The 19,240-nt window shown below is 65.3% G+C and carries 13 protein-coding genes and 5 pseudogenes; 4 read left to right on the forward strand and 14 right to left on the reverse strand.

What is annotated here, in order from left to right; translation table 11 throughout:
• The 13 genes and pseudogenes from KZO24_RS07625 to KZO24_RS07685 all read right to left on the reverse strand — a co-directional run.
• The gene (locus KZO24_RS07625; RefSeq protein ID WP_486487070.1) at window positions 1-810 is read right to left on the reverse strand and encodes a CHASE2 domain-containing protein; all 810 of its coding nucleotides are present in this window, start codon (window positions 808-810) and stop codon (window positions 1-3) included.
• Between the two features lie 226 nt (window positions 811-1,036).
• The gene (locus KZO24_RS07630) at window positions 1,037-2,932 is read right to left on the reverse strand and encodes an XrtA/PEP-CTERM system amidotransferase (RefSeq protein ID WP_271183502.1); all 1,896 of its coding nucleotides are present in this window, start codon (window positions 2,930-2,932) and stop codon (window positions 1,037-1,039) included.
• A gap of 11 nt (window positions 2,933-2,943) precedes the next feature.
• A complete protein-coding gene (gene xrtA, locus KZO24_RS07635; protein ID WP_271183503.1) occupies window positions 2,944-4,506 on the reverse strand; it encodes an exosortase A in 1,563 nt (520 codons plus the stop codon).
• Window positions 4,496-5,746: a TIGR03087 family PEP-CTERM/XrtA system glycosyltransferase gene (locus tag KZO24_RS07640; protein ID WP_271183504.1), complete on the reverse strand. Its 1,251-nt coding sequence runs from the start codon at window positions 5,744-5,746 to the stop codon at window positions 4,496-4,498. Before KZO24_RS07640 ends, xrtA begins: the two co-directional genes overlap by 11 nt.
• Window positions 5,746-6,822, reverse strand: a pseudogene (locus KZO24_RS07645) (FemAB family XrtA/PEP-CTERM system-associated protein). The gene KZO24_RS07640 and the pseudogene KZO24_RS07645 overlap by 1 nt, the downstream one beginning before the upstream one ends.
• Complete coding sequence (locus tag KZO24_RS07650; protein ID WP_271183506.1) at window positions 6,819-7,691, reverse strand: XrtA system polysaccharide deacetylase; 873 nt, start codon at window positions 7,689-7,691, stop codon at window positions 6,819-6,821. The pseudogene KZO24_RS07645 and the gene KZO24_RS07650 overlap by 4 nt, the downstream one beginning before the upstream one ends.
• A 14-nt stretch (window positions 7,692-7,705) precedes the next feature.
• Window positions 7,706-9,025, reverse strand: coding sequence for an XrtA/PEP-CTERM system-associated ATPase (locus KZO24_RS07655; RefSeq protein ID WP_271183507.1), 1,320 nt, complete (start codon window positions 9,023-9,025; stop codon window positions 7,706-7,708).
• Between the two features lie 13 nt (window positions 9,026-9,038).
• Window positions 9,039-10,790 (reverse strand): preprotein translocase subunit YajC, encoded by a 1,752-nt coding sequence (locus KZO24_RS07660; RefSeq protein WP_271183508.1) that lies wholly within the window; start codon window positions 10,788-10,790, stop codon window positions 9,039-9,041.
• Entirely contained in the window at window positions 10,787-11,782 is a 996-nt protein-coding gene (locus KZO24_RS07665; RefSeq protein ID WP_486487071.1) for a P-loop NTPase family protein, read from the reverse strand. The genes KZO24_RS07660 and KZO24_RS07665 overlap by 4 nt, the downstream gene beginning before the upstream one ends.
• A gap of 10 nt (window positions 11,783-11,792) precedes the next feature.
• Window positions 11,793-13,316 (reverse strand): XrtA system polysaccharide chain length determinant, encoded by a 1,524-nt coding sequence (locus tag KZO24_RS07670; RefSeq protein WP_008829432.1) that lies wholly within the window; start codon window positions 13,314-13,316, stop codon window positions 11,793-11,795.
• Between the two features lies 1 nt (window position 13,317).
• Window positions 13,318-13,960: pseudogene (locus tag KZO24_RS07675) on the reverse strand (XrtA/PEP-CTERM system exopolysaccharide export protein).
• A gap of 174 nt (window positions 13,961-14,134) precedes the next feature.
• Window positions 14,135-15,360: pseudogene (locus KZO24_RS07680) on the reverse strand (pyridoxal-dependent decarboxylase, exosortase A system-associated).
• 30 nt (window positions 15,361-15,390) lie between these two features.
• Window positions 15,391-16,906 (reverse strand): annotated as a pseudogene (locus KZO24_RS07685) (acyl-CoA ligase (AMP-forming), exosortase A system-associated); the annotation flags it as partial.
• 237 nt (window positions 16,907-17,143) lie between these two features.
• Here KZO24_RS07685 and KZO24_RS07690 point away from each other — a divergent pair.
• From KZO24_RS07690 to KZO24_RS07705, 4 genes and pseudogenes are all read left to right on the forward strand, one after another.
• Window positions 17,144-17,770 carry a GNAT family N-acetyltransferase gene (locus KZO24_RS07690; protein WP_486487072.1) on the forward strand — a complete coding sequence of 209 codons (627 nt, stop codon included), beginning with the start codon at window positions 17,144-17,146 and terminating at the stop codon, window positions 17,768-17,770.
• Window positions 17,686-17,979 (forward strand): GNAT family N-acetyltransferase, encoded by a 294-nt coding sequence (locus KZO24_RS07695; protein WP_486487073.1) that lies wholly within the window; start codon window positions 17,686-17,688, stop codon window positions 17,977-17,979. Before KZO24_RS07690 ends, KZO24_RS07695 begins: the two co-directional genes overlap by 85 nt.
• Window positions 17,980-18,015: 36 nt before the next feature.
• Window positions 18,016-18,277 (forward strand): annotated as a pseudogene (locus KZO24_RS07700) (phosphopantetheine-binding protein).
• A complete protein-coding gene (locus KZO24_RS07705; RefSeq protein ID WP_271183514.1) occupies window positions 18,277-18,951 on the forward strand; it encodes a hypothetical protein in 675 nt (224 codons plus the stop codon). The pseudogene KZO24_RS07700 and the gene KZO24_RS07705 overlap by 1 nt, the downstream one beginning before the upstream one ends.
• Before the next feature lie 50 nt (window positions 18,952-19,001).
• Here the strand turns inward: KZO24_RS07705 and KZO24_RS07710 are convergent, their stop codons facing one another.
• Window positions 19,002-19,229, reverse strand: a complete 228-nt coding sequence (locus KZO24_RS07710; RefSeq protein WP_486487074.1) for a hypothetical protein — start codon at window positions 19,227-19,229, stop codon at window positions 19,002-19,004.
• Window positions 19,230-19,240 lie beyond the last annotated feature (11 nt).

Raw genomic sequence — 19,240 nt, forward strand, 5'->3', positions numbered from 1 at the left:
TCAGAGTATCGGCGCCAATCGCATGGAAATAGCCCCCGGTGCGTTAACGTCCTGACCGGGGATCGAATGAATATCATTGAAGGTTACTGCAGCCGGAACAATCAGAACATTCTTGCCGCGAACAAGCGAATGATCGAAATGACCGCGCATCACATCGATATAAGTTAAAGTGGGATACGAACTGACGGCGATTGAAAAGTCCGGGAAGAACAGTTCGTCGGTGCTGCCATTCACCCCGGCAATCGCAGCTGCAAGGGAGGGAATCTTGCCCACCGGGCTTCCAGATGCATAAGGAAGCTGGACGTTCTGATTGAGTGGGCGATGGCGAACCAGCACCGATGCCACTCCGGCATGGTCGCGATAAGCCTGAAGCGGAATCTTGCCGGCAAAGTTACCCATCTGGCCATTGCTGTCCACCGCAGCACCCAGCACCACCTTTCCATGGTTCGCCTTCAGCGCTGCCACAAACTTGGCATCGTCAGCTGCGTTACCCGGCATCGAAAACGACCGGTCGAAGAAGACTCGCTTTGCGCCTGCAGCAAAGAGTTGGTTGATCGCATCTGCGTCGTTACCATGAGAGATGTCATTGGCGCCGAGTTGAATAAGAGTCTGAGAGTCCTGCAGAACGATGGCGATGTCGCCGCTCGCCGGTTGTGTGCGGGACATCCAGCGCACGTTGCGCAAGTAGTCCTCAAGCGGCAGACCAAGACCGCTGATACCCATCGCAAGGCCCGTCAACGCTGCCCAGAAAACGATCCGGACACGCGGCCTTTTCCAGAAGCTGCGGAACTGCCCCCACACGTCGGTCATGGCCTTCCCCTGCCCGAACCGTGAGGTTGCCCCAGGCGCACTTCACCAGCGCGGCAGGCTTCCGCTCTGAATACTGGTGATGGCGACCGATTCTGTTCATTCATGCCCTGCAAATGAGGCTCTGGTGGGCATGAGCTATCGCAAAGGTACTAAGAAACTGTGTAGTTAATGGCGTGGTCGGCCCGAAACGCCGAATTTCCGGGCAAAGGGCCGTCAAGCGGGCCGATTAATTGACACCCAGCGAGGTAAATGCCTTGTCAAGCATGAGCATCTGCCAGAGCAATCGGGAATTGTCCGAAGTTCCCGATACATGCGCGTCGACGAGACCCAAGAGGCGCCGCTGATTGAACCAGCCGGTGCGCGCCAAGGCAGTTCCTCCCGCAATGTCACGGGCCGTTTCGGCGAGCGGACCACGAAACCATTGCGCGATCGGCGTCACGAAGCCCTGCTTGGGCCTAAAGAGCACGTCATCGGGCAGATAGCGCCGCATCGCCCGCTTCATCAGCCACTTGCCCTGCCCGCCCTGTACGCGCATCCGCTCCGGCAAGCTCGCCGCGAATTCGATCAGGCGGTGATCCAGCAGCGGCTCGCGCGCCTCGAGGCTGACCGACATGCTCGTGCGATCGACCTTGGTGAGAATGTCGCCCGGCAGCCAGACCTTGAGGTCTGCATATTGGGCGCGATCGAGCCCGGAACGAGCCGGCGCCCCGCGCATCAGCGCGAGCACCGGGTCCTCGGCGCGGTAATCGCCTCGCAGACGGCGGAACTCGTCGGAATAGAGGCGGTCGCGCAATTCGGGCGGCAGAAACGCCATGGAACGCGCGTAGCCTTGCGCAGAATCACCCGCCAGCGCGAGAAGGGTCGATTTCGCGCGCAACGGCCGCGGAGCCCAGTCGGCCTTCGGATAGACCTTACCAAGCGCTCCGAATACCGGCCCCCGCAGCGATTGCGGCAACAACGCCCTGACCCTGTCCTCGCCGGCCTGGAACACATGCCGGCGATAGCCACCGAGCGCCTCATCAGCACCGTCCCCCGACAGCGCCACCGTAACCGATTCACGCGCCAGCTGGCAGACCCGCCACGTCGGGAGGGCAGAGGCGTCGGCGAACGGTTCGTCGAACATGCCCGCGAGCTGGTCGATGGCGGCGAAGTCGTCGGGGGAAACGATCCGAGAGGCGTGGTTCGTGCCGAAGCGCTGCGCGATCTTCGTCGCATAGGCACTCTCATCGAGCCCGGCGACATCGAATCCGATCGAGCAGGTGCGTACCGGATTGCCGCTCGCCTCGGCCATGAATGCGACGACGCTGGAACTGTCGACGCCGCCCGACAGGAACGCGCCCAACGGGACATCGGCGACCATGCGAGATGACACCGCCTGGCGCATCAGATGCAGCAGTTCGGCTTCAAGGTCGGCGGGTTTACCCTTGCGCCGTTCTGCAAAGGAGACGTCCCACCACTGCGCCGGGCGCGGCATCGGCGCCCCATGCCGCAGCAGCAAAGAATGTCCCGCCGGCAGTTTGGAGACGCCCTTCAGGATGGCGCGATCGTCAGGGACATAGCCCCAGGTGAGGTAATCCTCGACGGCCAGCGGGTCGATCTCCCGCCGTAGCAGCGGATGAGCGGTCAGGGCCTTGAGTTCGGAGCCAAAGGCCAGGCTTCCGTCGCTCAACTGCGCGTAGTACAGCGGTTTCACGCCCAGTCGATCGCGCGCAAGGAACAGCGTGCGTGCATCCAGATCGTAGATCGCGAAGGCGAACATGCCGAACAGCCGAGTGACGCAATCCGGCCCCCAGCGCCGCCAGGCTGCCAGAATGACCTCGCTGTCGCCATCGGTGCGGAAATGCTCCCCAGCCGCCTTCAAATCATGCCGCAGTTCGCGGTAGTTGTAGATCTCGCCATTGAAGACGAGCATCGCGCGGCCATCGAGAGAGGCCATGGGTTGCGGTGAGCCTGCCAGGTCGATGATCGACAGGCGGCGATGCCCCAGGGCAACGCCCGGTGCCGTCCATACGCCCTGCCCGTCAGGCCCACGATGCGCGATGGCGTCGCACATAGCCTCGACCCGGGCGCGATCGACCGGCTTGGGCGTTTCCAGATGATAGATTCCAGCGATCCCGCACATCGTCGCTCGACCTACCTGACCTGAGCGATACCGTCCATCCAGCGCGCAAGCGATCCGGTGGAGGCGCGGAAGGAAGCGATCGACTGCTCGGCCATGCCACGCGGCATGTCTTCGGCGGAAAGAATCAGCATGGTCGTGGGTTCCGCCCGGAACAGCAGATGGTCGGCGATCACCGCGAGCTTGAGCCCGGCATTGCTCCCGCTCAAAAGGGCGCCCTGACGATACCACGTCATGGCCAACCGCTCGACACTGCCGTTGCCGAGGAGGCGTTCGCCCTTTCCACCTTCGAGAGAGGGCCCGGGTGCCTGCCACGCCCAGGCGCTGGCGGGGACTAGCGCGCCCTGGCCGAAACCGCCGGCCTCGCGCCCTTCTCCCTGACTGGCATAGAGCGCGACGAAGACATCGACCTGATGCCCCCTGGCATCGCGGTAGCGCCCGAGGAGGCGATGATCGGAGCCTTGAGCGCGCGGTTCCCACCAAATCGCCGGCGCGTAGTCCACGCGGGTCCATCCCTCGACTACAGGCAGGTCGATGCGCGCGGGCATCGGCGCGGCGATAGTATCCGCCGCAAGCGCCCAGCACCGCGCCGCGCCCAGCACGAGCGCGAACCCGACCAACGCTGCAGTGCCGGGAAAGGCGAAGCCCTCCAGACGACCCAGCCAGGAGGCATTCTCAATGGCGACAAGGTCGATCACCGGAGCATTCAGGGGCCGATCGAAAAATCGCCAGGCGCACGCGATCACCAGCGCCAGCACGATCGCGAAGAAGAACCAGCCGTAGACGATATGGTCGAAGCCCGCCGCCGCCTCGATACCGAAAATCTGGGCGGCATAGATCGTACCCCAGGCACGAACGCCATTCGCCAGGATAGGTACGGCCACGCAGGCCAGCAGCATCGCCGTACGGCGACGCCAGCTCAGAAAGCAGACATTGGCCGCAAGAACGCCGAATGCGGCCATGGCAATGAGGAACTTCACGCCCGAACAGGCTTCAGCGACCTCGAAGAGACCGGCCGGCGTATTGATGAAGACACCGTCGATCTCGGCGGGAATGCCGCTGAGGTGCGTCAGGGCGATTGTGATCTCGGCGGTAATCGTCTGCAGGACGTTTACCAGTTCCTCACCGACGGGGACCAAGAACACAAGATAGCCGAGTGGGAACACCAGCGCCGCGCTGATTCTGACACCAAGGATCAAGGGGACGCATGCCCCCAGCATGGCCACGACTCCCGCCTGCCGGGCAAGGTCCAGCCCCGACATTGCCCCTAGCAACCACAGGAACGCCGCGCCCGAAAGCAAGGCCAGGCCCGGCCACCAGGCCAGGGGCGTAAGCTGCTCCAACTGTGGCCAGCGCTGCCAGACTAGCCAGCCGAGGATCACAGGGATCAGCAGGACATGGTTGTAGGTGGAAATGTCCCACCACTGCCGCGCCATCGCCGCCCAGTCTCCCGCAAAGCCGGCCAGCAGCACCAGCCATGCCGCGCCGAGGCGCGGGAGAGCGCCGCGCCATTGCGGCGAAAGAGCGCGCCACGCACGGGCGGGCCCCGCAATGGATGCGGCCAGCTCAGGCGACATCCGTAAGCGCCTCGCTCATCGTTCCGAGATATTCGGGAAGGCGCGCCAGTGCGGCCTCCCAGCTGGCATTGCCGACGATCCACGTCCGGGCAGCAGCACCCATCAGTTTCGCGGCCTCTGGCGCGCGCGCGAGGTCGAGGACGGCTTGTGCCATCGCGGCATCGCCGTCACGCATCGCGAAATCCCGCCCGTCGAGCGCGTCGATGCCGATCGCCGCGCCAGGGGAAAGAACTACGGGCAAGCCCATCGCCATCGCTTCAAGTACCTTGTTCTGCACACCGCGCGCGATTTCGAGCGGCACCAGGGCGACATCCGCAGCGGTGAGCCACGGCCGGATGTCATCCACCCTGCCCCAGACTTCGATGCCATCCCGTCCCGAGCGGTCCCGCAGAACCGGTGGCGGATTGCGGCCTACGATATGCAGCGTGGCGTCGGGACAGGTCTGGCGCACGAGCGGCAACACGCGATCGATGGCGCGCGTGGCGGCCTCGATGTTGGGCGCGTAGTCCATCTGTCCGGTGAAGACGATGCGCGGCGCGCCCTTCTCTATCATGCGCGGTTCCGGGCTTACTGCGCCGGGGTCGAAATATGCGGCGTCAAGGCCATTGCCCATTGCCCGCACGCGGCCATGCTCGCCGTAACGCTCTCCATGGCTATCACTGGCGAGGCGCGAACGCAGGAGGCCCACTTCGGCGCCGCTTATCAGCAACGTGACGGAGGCACCTGCGCATATCCTCGCCTCTTCCTGGCGCAGAAGGCGGCCCTCTCGCCGCTCCATCCATGATCGAAAGCCACGTCCTTTCGCGGCGTAGGCTTCGAACTTGGCGGAGTCGACGTCCACCAGGTCGGCAACGACGCGGCCACGGAATTCGCCGGGCACGTATTGGGCCATCTGGCCGGAGAAAACGTAGACGGTATCGATGTCCCGCTCGGCAAGCAGGTCGCGCACATAGGCTTCGAGCTGCTTGTCGTAAAACGCGGTGAGGCTGATCGGCCGACCGCTGGCCAGTGCCTGCACTCCGGCGACCGGCAGCGACTTGGACCGCTCGACCAGGCGATAGCTTGCGGCAAGGTTGGCAAGGTCCGGCTCGAACGCACGGTCCTGCTCGTCGTCGCAGAATGTGGCCACGTGCACCGGAGCCAGTGCGGCAAGCGCCTTGAGCACGTGATGGGAGCGTATCTTGTCACCGCGATCCGGGGGAAACGGGATGCGGTGCGCCAGGAACAGAATTTCACCCATCAGCCGATACCGCGTGCAATCAGCGGGCCGAGGCGATTGGCCACTGCCAGAGCGCAGGCGCTGCCACAGCTTGATCTGAAGCGAGAGCTTGCCGCTCGTCGGGTCGGCATCGCGCCTGGCAATGCCGGGAGCCGTCCAGGTCGCATACGTCAGCGGCTCCGGCTCGAAGCCCCAGTTGCGCTTGAAATTATAGGCCCCGCTGTCCGTCTTCGAGCGGCCGAAGTCGAATACCGTGCAGCCGCGCCGCCGGGCGTGGAGCATGAGTTCGTAGTACATCCGGTCGTTGCCCCTGAGGCGCCGGGCGTCCCAGGTTCCGCCGCCCCAATACGGCATGACGGCGCCCTGATGATAGACGCTGATGACGCTCGCCACCGGCACGCCCTGATGCCGCACCGTGAGAATGTCCGCATCGTCGCCGAAACCATCGATGATCGCATCGAGCAGCGCTCGGGGAAAGACCGGCGTGCCGAGGTTGCGATAGCTTTCGCAGAACACGGCGTAATGTGCGGCGCGATCCGCTTCCGCAGTGCCTATCTCGATCGTCAGGTCCATGCCCAGCGAGCGGCGCACTTCGGCGCGCTGCTTGCGCGGGATGTCCAGCAGTTGCGCTTCGTCGTCAGCCGCGAGCGGGCGGGCGAAGTTGGCGTGTGAACGGGTCTTGAGTGCCCAGCCATCGCCCGCCGGAGGAAGTACCCCGCCGCGAAGTTCGATCGTCGGGCAGGTGAGGCGCAGTGCCAGTTCCTCAACGGCGGCGAATACGGCGGTGGTATCGGCGTCCCCGGTCGCCAGCAGCCCGCCACCGACCGCGAACCCGGTAGAGGCCAGCAGTCGGCCGAATACCGGCGAATGAATGGCATCGAGCGGCAGGAAAGCGACGATCTCGCCCCCTTCTCCTGAACGAGCGCCAGCGCGCGGTTGCCGGTCGCCTTTGCCACCGAGACGAACCATGCGGGGCGATGGAACGGCGTCCCCTGCGGATGGCGCGCCACGAAGCCTTGAAGGCGCGCGACCTCACCCGGGTCGGTCAGATCGACGAGGCGGACTTGCGCTGTCAGTGGCACGAAGGGCGCGTTCACGCGGCGAAGGCCAGCGGTTCGGCGCGCAAGGCTTCGCGCGCGGCCAGTTCGTCCATGCGGCCCCAGCGGAATTCGCCGACCAGTCGCTCCAGCTTGTCGGCCATCACCGACAGGTTCGTATAGTGCCGGAAACGCGAGCGCAGCGGCGCGCCTTCGACTCGGGGTTGATCGGGGTCGATCTCCCACGGATGGAAGTAGAACACCGCCGGCCGCCGATCATCGCGGTTCACCTGCCGGATCGCCCAGCGCGAGAACCCGTAAGGAAGCACCCGAAAGAAGCCGCCGCCGCCTGCCGCCAGCCGCCGTCCGGCGAACCGGGCGGTCGTGACCGGGATCTCGATCAGTTCAGCATCGACGATAGGCCGGAACGCGAAGCGCGGAGCCTCCCGCCAGCCATAATGGTCATGCGCGATCGGAGCCACGCTGGAGCTATACACATAGCCCTGCTCCGCCAGCACCTCGAAGGCCCAGGGCGTACGGGCATCGATCGAGAAGCTGGGCGCGCGGTAGCCTTTGACCGCCTGGCCCGAGGCGTCCTCGATCACCTTGCGGGCACGGTTGATGTCGGCGGCGAAGGCCTCCCTGCCGAGACGGAACACGCGCTCGTGATCCCAGCCATGGCTGGCGACCTCGTGGCCTTCTTCGGCGATCCGCCGCATCAAGGCGGGATTCCGTTCCGCCACCCAGCCGAGGGTGAAGAACGTGCCCTTCACCCCCGCGTCGGCGAAAAGCCGCAGGATTTCGTCGCAGTTACGCTCGACGCGCGTGGCCAGCGAGTTCCAGTTCTCCCGGTCGATCACCTTCTCGAAGGCGCCGACCTGGAACCAGTCCTCGACATCGACCGACAGGCCGTTGATCGGCACCGACATGGGGTAGAACTCCCTCAGGCGACGTTGCGCTGGCCGTCGCCGCTCTCGATCCACTCGATCAGCATGGTCAGCGTGTGACGCAGCGTGCGCTCGGTCTCGCCGAGGCGCGCCTCGAGCTTGTCCGAGCGGGCGATGGCATCCGCCAGTTGCTGCTCAAGCGCCCCGAACTGCTCGCCCTGCGCTTGCCGTGCCGAGGCTTCGCGCTCTTCGGCAGCAGCGGTGAGTTGTGCGATCGCCGAGTGCAGCTCACTGAACTGCGCGTCGCGCCCGGCCATGGCCGCCTCGATCAGCGCATTGGCGCCGGCGGTGTCGAGCATGTCGCGATGAGCGAGCGCCGCCTCGATGAGCGCGGTCGCGCCTTCCGTATCCAGCGCCTCGCGATCGGCGAGTGCCGACTCGATCAGCGCCATGACAACGGAGGTATCGATCGCCTGCACCGGCGCACTTGCGAAACCCGCGGCTTCCACCGGTTGCGCAGCGGCAACCTCGGGCTCCGCGACTTTGGTGACCACTGCCAGCGCGCCGTCGTCATTCATCTCGTCAAGCACCTGCTCGAGCATCGCGGCGTCGAGGTGCTCTCGGCGGTCCACCGCACCCAGCAGGAGCAAACGATTGACGATCTGGTTGATGCGGCGCGGAATACCGCCGGTCGCCTCGTGGATCGCCGGGAACAGTGCCGGATCGAAGCTCGGGTTACCCTTCCAGCCGACGCAGCCGAGGCGGTGCTCGACGTAAGGCTGGACCTCGCGCACGTGCATCGGGCCGAGGTGGTGCGTCGCGATAACGCGCTGACGCAGCTGTTCGAGCTGGTTGCTCTCCAGCAGAGTCTCGCGGAACTCGGGCTGGCCGAGCAGCAACGTCTGCAGCAGCGGGTGCGAGCCGAGCTGGAAGTTGGAGAGCATGCGCAGCTCCTCCAGCGCGCTGACCGAGAGGTTCTGCGCCTCGTCGACGATCAGCAGGCAGCGGCGGCCGGCGCGCGCCTCGTCATGGAAGAACGCCTCCAGCGTGCCGAGCGCGGAGGCCTTGTCATGGCCCTGCACCGGCAGCCCGAACGACTGCGCGACGACATGGACGATCTCCTCGCCGTCGAGCGCGCTGGTCACGACGTTGGCGGCGGTCATGCGCGCCGGATCGATGGTCGCCATCAGGTAGGCGACGAGTGTGGACTTGCCCGCACCGACCTCGCCGGTGATGACCACGAAGCCCTCGCCCTGGGCAAGGCCGTAGCCGAGGTAGGACAGCGCCTTCCTGTGCGTGCTGCTCTCGAAATAGAACGCGGGGTCGGGGGTCAGCTGGAAAGGCCTGGCGTCGAGCCCGTAGAAGTCGTCGAACATCGGGTTTCTCTCCTCAGAAGGTATAGCGCAGACCCGCGAGCGCCGAGGCGGTCCACAGGTCGTCGATGGAGGGTGTATCGTACTTCGCCCCGTCGATGCCGACAGCGAGCGTACCACGCAGGCGCGGCGCGAACATCTTGTAGTAGCTGGCCGAAGCACCGTAGCCGGCAACGTCGCCGGTCAGCGGGTCGTTGCTGCTGATCCAGTTGGCGTAGACGTTGGCCGACCAGCCCGCGTCGCGGCCCAGATCGCCGCCGACATAGGCCGCCAGCCACCAGTTCTCGTCCAGCACGCCGTTTGCGGAGGCGAGGACGGTGTTGCGCGCGGCAATGTACTTGCGGCGGTCGTATCCGGCACCGAGACCTGCACGCATGCGGCCGAACTTCATCGAGTAGCTCGCCGTCACGCCGCGCGCCCGGAAAGTGGACGAACGCAGCGAGCCAAGTGCGCCGGACAGGCAGCTGCCGCCTTCCAGCGAGGCGACGCAGCCGCGCAATTCGCCGGTGACGGGATCACGCACGACCTCGAAGTCATCCGGCAACTGGTCGAGCGCGCGGTTGACCTGCCCGCCGAAGCCCGAGACGTTGTCGTAGACCGCGACGTTGAACTGGGCACGGTCGCTCGGCGCATAGGCTAGCGTGCCGCCGAAGCTGGTCGAGCCGTAGCGGCGGCCGATATGGGCCGACAGCGAGGTTCGGCGGCTCGGGCGCCACATGACGGCGGCGTCCCAGATGAGGCCGCTGACGTCGTAGGCCATTACGCGCGGGGAGGACTTGTCGGTCACGTAGCGGCCATCGGAGCCCAGCACCGGCAGGCCGTTTGCATCGCGCACGGCATCGCGGCTGGAAATCTCCACGTCCTCATAGCCGATCGCGCCGACCACCTGCACGGTGCGGCTGACCGGCACGGTGACCATCGCACGGGCCTGCATGTCGCGGGCACGCTGGTCGAGGTTGGAGATGTCCTCCTGATAGAAGCTGCCGCCGACGCCCACGCCCACCGGTAACACCGTGCCCGGCGCGAAGCCCGCCTGGACGTCCGCCGACTGGACGACGCTCTTGTCGAAGACATCGGCCGCTGCGCCGGTCTGGAGATTGCGCGCGGCGTTGGACTGCTCGACCTTGGTGAAACCGGCCCGGTAATTGGCGCCCACATCGAGATCGCCGATCCGCTTGGTTACCGAAGGGCCTCCGTAGACAGAGTAGACCGTCGACTTGCCGTTGCCCGACAGCGGCCCGGCGGCGAGCGCGGAACCGCCGTTCTCGACGTTGACCTGCGAGGCCAGCGCGCCCGCTTCGACCGTCACACCCGGAACGATGGTCGTGTAGCCGCGCACGACGCCGCTGATAGCGTCGCCGTCGCCTGCCTTCTTGCCCCAGCCGAATTGGCGCTGATAGCGCACCGAGGCCGAAGCCCCATTGTTGCGGCCCTGGATCGAGGCGTCCACGCCGACCGCGACCTGGGTGTAGGTCAGCACGTCGCTACCGGGGGACAGTTCGGCGGTCACGATCTGGTCGACCTCGATATAAGGCGCGATCTCGATGCGCTTGCCGCCCTGCCCTTTGGCACCGCGCCGCGAAGCGCGGTCGGACTTGCCGGAAGCTGTGTCGGATGTGCTGTCGCCGCCCATCCCGGCACCGGAACTCCCCATGCCTCCGCTCATGCCGCCGCCATAGCCGGTCGACTGGGCATGGCCGGCTGCCGGTAGCGCAAGAGCGATCACGGCCAGCGCCACCATGCCTGATGCCTGCTTCATGCGGCTCATCCCTTGTATCCGTAGTAGGAGCCGAACCGGCGACCGCTCGGGCTGAACTGGGCCGCGTTGAGCAGCAATTGCACGTTCGGGCATGCGCCCAGCAGCGAGATCGCATCGTCGAGCGCCCCTCGCCCGGTCTTGTCCGCGCGCGCGATCACGACGGTCTGGCCGACATACTTGGCAAGTTCGGCTGCAGGCGAAGCCGCCAGCGCCGGAGGCGAATCGAAGATCACCATCCGGTTGGCCGCACCCTGCGTCAGCCGGTCGAGAATACGGGCGGTGCGTGAACTGGACAGGTATTCGCTATCATGCGCCGTCGTATCTCCGGCGGGGAGCACCCAGAGCCCGGGAATGTCGGTGCCGAGCACGCAAGTCGCAACGTCGATCGTCTCGTCCATCAGCGCGTCCATCAGCCCCGGACCGCCCGGAAGGCCGAGCGCGGAGAGGATCGAAGGCTTGGCGAAGTCGGCATCGACGAGCAGGACTTCGCTCTCTTTCTCCGCCGCGATCGATAGCGCGAGATTGAGTGCGCAGTAAGTCTTGCCCTCGCCCGGATGCGGCGAGGAGATCAGCACGCGCTGTGCCATCGGCCCCGCCTTCTGGCGGCGCAGGTCTGCAGCCTGAACCAGCAGCTGGCGCTTGATGATGCGAAACTCCTCCAGAAGCTCGGTGACCGCGCCTTCGGGCACGATCAGGCCCTGCTCGCGCAGGTGCTCGCGATCGACGGGATGCACGGTATCGCTGAAGCGTGCGGGCTCAGGCGCCGGTTCTGCGGCGGGCTGAGGCGCCGGAGCCGGAACCACGGCTGCAGGCGCGTGTGCGGGTCGAGCGGAAACGGGCTCTGACCTTGCGGGCGCGCGCCTTGCAGGCCGCTCCGGAAACGCCACCGGCTTCGCAATCAGCGTGTTGAAGTCGAACCGGCCATTGGCGCGCTCGAACAGCGATCTGCCTTCGGGTTCATCGGGCTGGTCAGGTACGGGGATCTTGCGATGATCGGTCATGTCAGTCCCCTCACGCCACCATGCCGCGCTGGATGAACTCGGCGGCGAGCAGCACCACGAACAGTCCGCAAAGCGCAGCCGTCCCGGCATAGAAATACTTGAGACGCTTGGCCCTCAGCGCCCGTGCACGATCGGTCAGGCTGTGCGAGATCGCGCCCAGTACCGGCAGGCCGGTCGCCTTCTCCAGCCCCGCAGTGGTGGCGAAGACCGAACGCACCCGGCTCAAGGCAAAGGCGCCGGCGCATCCACCCGCGAAGCCCACGATCAGCACGCCCAGCAGCAGCACCGGACGGTTCGGCGCGACCGGCGTACGCGGGCTCGTCGGCGGATCGACGACCTGGAACTTCACCGCTTCGCGCTCGGTCTTCACTTCGCCGCGCAGGCGCAGTTCCTCGCGGTCCTGGAGAAGCTTGTCGTACTGCTGGCGAAGCACGTCGTAGTCACGATTGATGCGCTGGGCCTGGGTCGCGAGTTCGGGATCGGAGATCGCGGAGGCAGTCAGCGAGGCGATGTCGGACTGCGTCGCGGCCTTACGCGACTGCAGCGCCTGCACGCTCGCCTGCCGCTCGGCGCGGATCGACTGGAGCGAGGAATAGGCCGGGTTGATGGTGCCGCCGCCGCTCGCCGCTTCCTGCGCCGCCGGAGCGCGCAAGGCCGCAACCTGGTTCTTGGCCGCGATCACGTCGGGGTGATTCTCGGTGAGGCCGCGCGCCCGCATCGCCGCGAGATCGGCCTGTGCGCGCGCCAGCGAGGACTGCGCCCCGCCATCCGCGGCACCGCCCGCGATCGTGCGCGGCGTGCCCGCAAGCTGCCCGTCGATCGCTGCCGAAGCGCTCTGCGCCGCCGAAAGGTCGGCATCGATATCGCGCAGCGTCGAACGCGCGCTCTCCAGACGCTGCGCCACGGCGGCGCCGCCAAGCGCCATTTCCGGGTGCTGCGCCTCGAAGGCGGTGCGTTTGCTCTCGGCCGATTCCAGCTCGCGTTCACGCGCGCGCAGTTGCTGGTTCACGAATTCCAGCGTCTCGACCATGTCGCCGCGATTGCCGGAGAGATTCTCTTCCCGGAAGATATCGATCAGCTTCTGCGCAACACTCTGCGCCAGCTTGGCGTTCTCGGCATCGGAGAAGGAGCTGTCGTTGGCGGTCGCGGTGATCTCGAAGAGGTTGTCCTCCTGGCTCACGACCTTGACGTTCTTGCCCAGCTTGAGGACCGCCGCTTCCATCGCCTTGGGGTTCTCGATGGTGTCGCCGAGGCGCGTCGCCCGAACGACCTTCTCGAGGTTCACGGCGCTGGTGAGGGTCTGGCGAATTCGCTCGATGTCGCGCTTCTTGTCCGCCACGCCGATACCGACCTGCTCAGCCAGGGCGTCGTCGAGCTGGATAAAGATGCGCGCGTGCGATTCGTAGCTGTTCGGGATCAGCGCCACGACCAGCCAGCCCGCAAGGCAGACCGCCCAGGCCACAGCCAGCGCGATCCAGCGACGATGCCAGATGCTGTGCAGTCCGGCGAGCAGTTCTTCGTAGAGCGAATCCATCTTAGAACATGCTTTCCGGGATGATGATCACGTCACCGGGAGACAGCATGACGTTGGCCTTGCTGTCGCCCTTCTTGAGCAGGTCGCCGAGGCGCAGTTTGTATTCCTGCTGCTTGCCCGCCGTCTTGTCGAAGCGGATCAGACGCGCGCTGTTGCCCGAGGCATATTCGGAAAGCCCCCACCGCGATCATCGCGTCGAGCACGGTCATGTTCGCCCGGTACGGGATCGACGCAGGCTTCTCGGTGGCGCCGACGATGCGAATCTGCTGGCTGAACGTGCCCGAGAACCCGTCGACGATGACCGAAACCAGCGGGTCCTCGATGTATTGCGACAGCTGAAGGCGCAGGTCCTCGGCCAGCATCGAAGGCGTCTTGCCCACGGCGGGCATGTCGGTGATCAGCGGCGTGGTGATGCGGCCATCGGGGCGAACCTGCACTTTCGCGCCGAGTTCGGGGTTGCGCCAGACGAAGACGGTCAACTGATCGAGCGGACCGATGACGTATTCCTCACCCGGCCCTTCCTGCATCGACACGAAAGACGCGGGCGGCAATTCCCGGGCAGGGCCGCCGGAGGCGCCGCATCCGGTCAGGGCGACGCTGGCAAGCGCGGTAGCGGCCAGAAGTCGGGCTGGAAGATGCGGCATCAAAACGTCCTCGTCCTGCGCCCGGCCCGCTTCGCACGCCATGCGCGCAAGTCAGGCCCGGCAAAATTCAGTCCCCCGTATCGATGCAAACGGTGAATATTGCGTTAGCCTTGCAAGGCTAATTCCACGGCGGTCCCAAATCGGGACGCGAGCGATTCAGGCGTTAACGTACGGTCAGACTAGCATTTCTTTCGCGGGGCCCTGGCCGAGGAAGCTGGCCGGACTGGCGCTGGCACCATAGGCCCCGGCGCAAAACACCGCGATCAGGTCGTCCACTTCGGCGCGAGGGAAACCGCCTTTGTCCGCCAGCTTGTCGAGCGGCGTGCAGAGGCATCCGACGATCGAGGCTTCCTCCTCCACTTCCGCGCCGAAACGAGTGGCGATCGCCGAAGGGTAATTGCGCCGCACCACGGTCCCGAAATTGCCCGAAGCCGCAAGCTGATGATGCAGCCCGCCATCGGTGATGAGAAAGACTTCGCCGTGGCTGATCTTGCGATCGACAATACGCGCGATATAGACGCCAGCTTCACCGACGAGATAGCGCCCCAGTTCGATGCAGAACTGCGTGTCCCGCAGCACCTCGGGAAGTGTCTCCAGTCGCGCAGCCAAGCGCTCGCCGAGGAGCGAAAGATCAAGCGGCGTGTCCCCTGGGAAATAGGGAATACCGAGCCCGCCACCCAGATTGCAGTGCGGGAGTGGCGTTCCACTGTCTTCGGCGAGCCGAGCCGCCAGCGCCAGCGCCTGGCCCTGCGTCTCGGCGATCGCCTCGGCATCGAGCGCCTGACTTCCCGCGAAAATATGAAACCCGCGCCATTCCGCACCACTGGCGACGACCTCGCGCACCAGCGCAGGCACCCGTTCGGCATCGACACCGAACGGTTTGGCGCCGCCGCCCATCTTCATTCCCGATCCCTTGAGATCGAACTCCGGGTTCACGCGAATGGCGAGACGGGGAGCGATGCCCAGCCGATCACCGATGGCGATGGCGCGGACTGCTTCGCCCTCGGATTCCAGATTGAGCGTCACGCCGGAGAGGATCGCCGTTTCCAGTTCGGCGTCGCGTTTGCCCGGCCCGGCAAAACTGACGTGATGCAAAGGGAGGCCCGCATCGCGGACGATTTCGAGCTCCCTCCCGATGCAATGTCGAACCCGTCGACCAGCCCGGCCATCAGCGCCAACAGCGGCGGGAACGGGTTGGCCTTGACTGCGTAGTGGAGAGCGACACGCCCAGGCAGCGACGAGCGCAACGCGGCCACACGTCCACGGATGAGGTCGCTGCTATAGAGAAACAATGGCGTCGACGCCGCTTCCTCGACCCAATGCGTCACGGGTCGGCCACCGATAGCAAGCGTGCCGCCGATGGCTTCGTACCCGACCGGAATCGGCCCCAGCGGCTTCATGCGGCTGCCCCCTTGCTCGATCCCATGCACGATCTCGGTGGCAAGACCGGTACGATCGAGCTTTCCATTCGGGCTGACCGGCATCGTTTCACGCCAGTGAATCACTTTGGGCTGCATGAAATTCGGAAGTTCCTGCATGAGTTTACGTGGCAGTTCTTCGACTGCGTCTGAAGTTTCCGGCGAGGCCCGGACCACCAGATGAACGGCCTGCCCCAGTCGTTCGTCCGGCACGCCCAGAGCGACCGCCTCAGCGACAAGCCCGGTCGCAAGCGCGGCGTCCTCGACCTCCTGAGGCGAAATGCGATTGCCTGCGCTCTTGATCATCGCATCGCGGCGACCGACGAAATACAGCAAACCGTCCGGCTCGCGCTTCACGCGGTCCCCAGACCAGACGGCGATCCCGCCATATCGCGAGGCGGCAGGCGCCGGTCTGTAGCGTTCGGCGGTGCGCGCCGGATCCTGCCAGTATCCTTGCGCCACCAGTGGTCCGCAATGGACCAATTCCCCCTCTTCTCCATCCTGAGATACAGTATTCAAGTCATTGATAACAAGTATTTCTGCGTGGGGAATGGCCATGCCCATGGACGTGGGATGCGTATCGACGAGATCGGGGTCTAGATATGTCGAGCGAAAAGCTTCGGTCAGGCCGTACATCGGGAACAGCCGAGCTTGGGGGAACAGCGCCCTGAGTCGCCGAACGAGGTCCACGGTCAAGGCGCCGCCGCTGTTGGTTAGGCGCCGCAGGCGCGATGCCGTTTGCACCGGCCATTCCATTTCGGTGACCTGCACCCAGAGCGGGGCACGGCCGCCAGTGTCGTGATGGCATGCTTCTCCACCGCCTTCACCAGATCGCGCGGCATCAGATAGTCGAGCGGGACTACACAGCCCCCCGCATGCCAAGTCGAAAGCAACTGGTTCTGCCCGTAATCGAACGAAAGCGGCAACACCGCCAAGGTCCGGTCGTCCCGCGCCAGACCTAGGTAGTCCGCGACACTTTCGGCCCCGAGCCACATGTTCGCGTGGCTCAGCATGACCCCTTCGGGCGCCCCGTGGATCCGCTGGTGTACAGAATTGCGGCCAGGTCATCGGGATCAGCCTCGGAAGGTAGCATATCACCGTCGAGTTCGGCCGCAGTCGAAAGTGCCTCTGCCTCCCCCAACTGCCGACAATGCGCGGGAACGTCGTCCGCTTCCAGCGTCTTGAGCCGGGCCGGCGTTCCGATCAGCAGCACAGCACCGCTATCCGAAAGGATATGCGCGACCTGTGCATGCTTGAGCAGCGGATTAACCGGAACATGCACCAGCCCCGCCCGCGCCGCCGCCATCGGCATGAGGCAGGTGAGTTCCCCCTTGGCCGCCCACGTCGCCACCCGCGCGCCCCGCTCGGGAACCTCGCTAGCCAGCCAAGCGGCAAGAAGAGAGACACGCCTTCTTAAATCCTTCCAGCTAAGCACGCCTTCGCGCAGCACTAGCGCGTCATCTGAATCGACCCCTCGCAGCACGAGGTGATCGAGCGGCAGGATCGGATTTTCGGCGCTATCGGACATTGGGCCGAGCGTTGTTGGGCCGGGCATGAGAAGGAAAGGCTCCGCGAGGGGTACGTGGCGAGTTTGCAGATCGACTATCACTCCGATCTTAAGGAAGTGCAATCGGATGAAGCGCTTGCGCGGCTGCTCTCCGACGCGCAGCAGCATGCGCCCTTCGATCGACTGGCCTGGTGGCAGGGCTTGGTCGAACACTGCGGCATCCTGCCAGTGCTTGCGGTGGCGAAATCAGCTGATGGCGTGGCGATTCTTCCGCTCTGCGGGCATCGCGGCCAGCTTTCGGCACTGGCTAACTGGTACACTTTCCGGTTCAGACCGATCCTCAGCGGCGAAGCTCCCCTGCAGGCTCTGGCTCGCGATCTGGCCCGCCGGACACACCGCGTGACGCTTCACGGATTGCCGGAAGAGGACGGGAGCATGTCCACCCTCACCAGAGCATTCAAGGCCGCCGGGTGGCTCGTTCGACGCGAAGTCTGCGACACCAATCGCGTGCTTCCGGTCATGGAGCGCAGTTTCGAGGACTATCTCGCCGGCCGCCCCGGAAAGCTGCGCACGACCCTCAAGCGCAAGTCGGGCAAAGTCACGACCCGGGTGTTCTCCCGCTTCGACGCCGAAGCCTGGAAACAGTACGAAGCAATCTACTCCGAGAGTTGGAAGCCCGAGGAAGGCTCGCCCGCCTTCCTGCGTACTTTTGCCGAGGCAGAGGGCACGGCGGGCCGCCTGCGCCTTGCCTTGGCCCATGCTGCCGATGCTCCCGAAGGCCCTGCCATTGCCGCCCAGATGTGGACGGTGGAGGGGGCACCGCGTTCATCCACAAGCTCGCCCACCGGGAGGCCGCAAAGCCGCTTTCTCCCGGCTCCGTACTGACGGCGGCGCTGATGCGCCACGTGATCGAGATCGACCGCGTGGATCTCGTCGATTTCGGCACCGGCGACGATGCCTACAAGCAGGACTGGATGGAAACCCAGCGGCCCCGCTACCGGCTCGACATGTTCCGCCCTTTCGATGCGCGCAATTGGGCTTCTCTTGCCGGGATCGGTCTGCGGTCACTTGCCGCAAGTGCGAAGCGCGGCTAGAGGGCGCCGTCAAGAATGACAGATTGCCGAGGGGCCATGCCAGACCAAACCGACCTGCTGCTGCGCCGCATCCTGACGGATGTGCTTGGGCTCAAGCCGGGTCAGGCCGATACGTTCGATGATGACACAGGCCTGTTCGGGCACCTTCCCGAACTGGATCTCGATGGCCGTGGCCGGCCTTCTGACTGAACTCGAGGATCGCCTCGACATCATCATCGAGGACGACGAGATCGAAGGCGAGATGCTGGAGACTTACGGCGGCCTGCTCGCGTTCGTAGAGGCGAAGCGCGGCGCCTGATGGTTCCGGCAAGCTGGCCCTGCCCGCTCCCCGGCGGCGGCACCAGCGAGGAATTCGCGTTGTCCTGCGATGCGGGGCGCGATCATCGCCTGCTGATCATACCCGCCCTCTTCGATGAGGGGAACAAGCTGCGTCGCTTCACCGTAGAGGTCATGCGGCGACTCGAACTTGCCAGGATCGACAGCGTTTTGCCCGATCTCCCCGGTTGCAACGAGAGCATGCTGCCCCTCGTCATTCAGAATCCGGCGGGCTGGCTGGATGCCATGACCTCCGCTGCCCGGCATTTCAGGGCGACCCACGTGCTGGGCATGCGCGGCGGCAGCCTGTTTACTCCGAAGTCTCTGCCCGCATTCCACTATGCCCCCGTCAAGGCAGCGACGATCCTGCGCCAGTTGGTACGCGCACGCATCCTCTCCTCCCGCGAAGCCGGGCGGGAGGAAAACCGCGAAGCTCTCGCTGAAACAGCGGTCACGCGCGGCATAACCCTCGCCGGTTACGAAATCGGTCCCGACTTCTACCGCGATTTCGAACCGATGGTGCCGGACGCCCTCCCCACTATCATCGGGCAGGATGAAGTCGGTGGAAGCGGCCTCTGGCTACGCGCGGAGCCCGATGAGAATGGTGCACAGGCCGACGCCCTTGCCGCCCTGCTGACAGGAGCGCTCAGGGCATGAAGCGACGGCACCTCTTTTTCGCCTGTGCCGGTCAAAGGCTCGCAGCTACTCTAGACGAAGCTCAAGGAAACTGCGCAATCCTGCTCGTCTCGGGCGGGAACGAAGTGCGCGCCGGAGCGTGGAACGGTCAAGCCCGCTTCGCCGCCCGAATCGCTGCCCACGGCTTTCCAGTCCTGCGCTTCGACCGACGCGGCGTGGGTGACAGCGAAGGCGAAAATCTTGGATTCAGGCACAGTTCTGCGGATATTGCCGCGGCGCTGGAAGCCCTGCGAAGCCAAGCCCCCATGTT

Source organism: Novosphingobium sp. NFX11 (assembly GCF_057376415.1).

Excerpts from the sequence above, each read along its gene's own strand:
- KZO24_RS07705 (WP_271183514.1), top strand. The coding sequence starts at position 18,277 with ATGGTTCCGGCAAGCTGGCCCTGCCCGCTCCCCGGCGGCGGCACCAGC.
- KZO24_RS07625 (WP_486487070.1), bottom strand. The coding sequence starts at position 810 with ATGACCGACGTGTGGGGGCAGTTCCGCAGCTTCTGGAAAAGGCCGCGT.
- KZO24_RS07650 (WP_271183506.1), bottom strand. The coding sequence starts at position 7,691 with ATGTCGGTGCCGATCAACGGCCTGTCGGTCGATGTCGAGGACTGGTTC.
- KZO24_RS07670 (WP_008829432.1), bottom strand. The coding sequence starts at position 13,316 with ATGGATTCGCTCTACGAAGAACTGCTCGCCGGACTGCACAGCATCTGG.
- KZO24_RS07655 (WP_271183507.1), bottom strand. The coding sequence starts at position 9,025 with ATGTTCGACGACTTCTACGGGCTCGACGCCAGGCCTTTCCAGCTGACC.
- KZO24_RS07630 (WP_271183502.1), bottom strand. The coding sequence starts at position 2,932 with ATGTGCGGGATCGCTGGAATCTATCATCTGGAAACGCCCAAGCCGGTC.
- KZO24_RS07665 (WP_486487071.1), bottom strand. The coding sequence starts at position 11,782 with ATGACCGATCATCGCAAGATCCCCGTACCTGACCAGCCCGATGAACCC.
- KZO24_RS07640 (WP_271183504.1), bottom strand. The coding sequence starts at position 5,746 with ATGGGTGAAATTCTGTTCCTGGCGCACCGCATCCCGTTTCCCCCGGAT.
- KZO24_RS07660 (WP_271183508.1), bottom strand. The coding sequence starts at position 10,790 with ATGAGCCGCATGAAGCAGGCATCAGGCATGGTGGCGCTGGCCGTGATC.
- xrtA (WP_271183503.1), bottom strand. The coding sequence starts at position 4,506 with ATGTCGCCTGAGCTGGCCGCATCCATTGCGGGGCCCGCCCGTGCGTGG.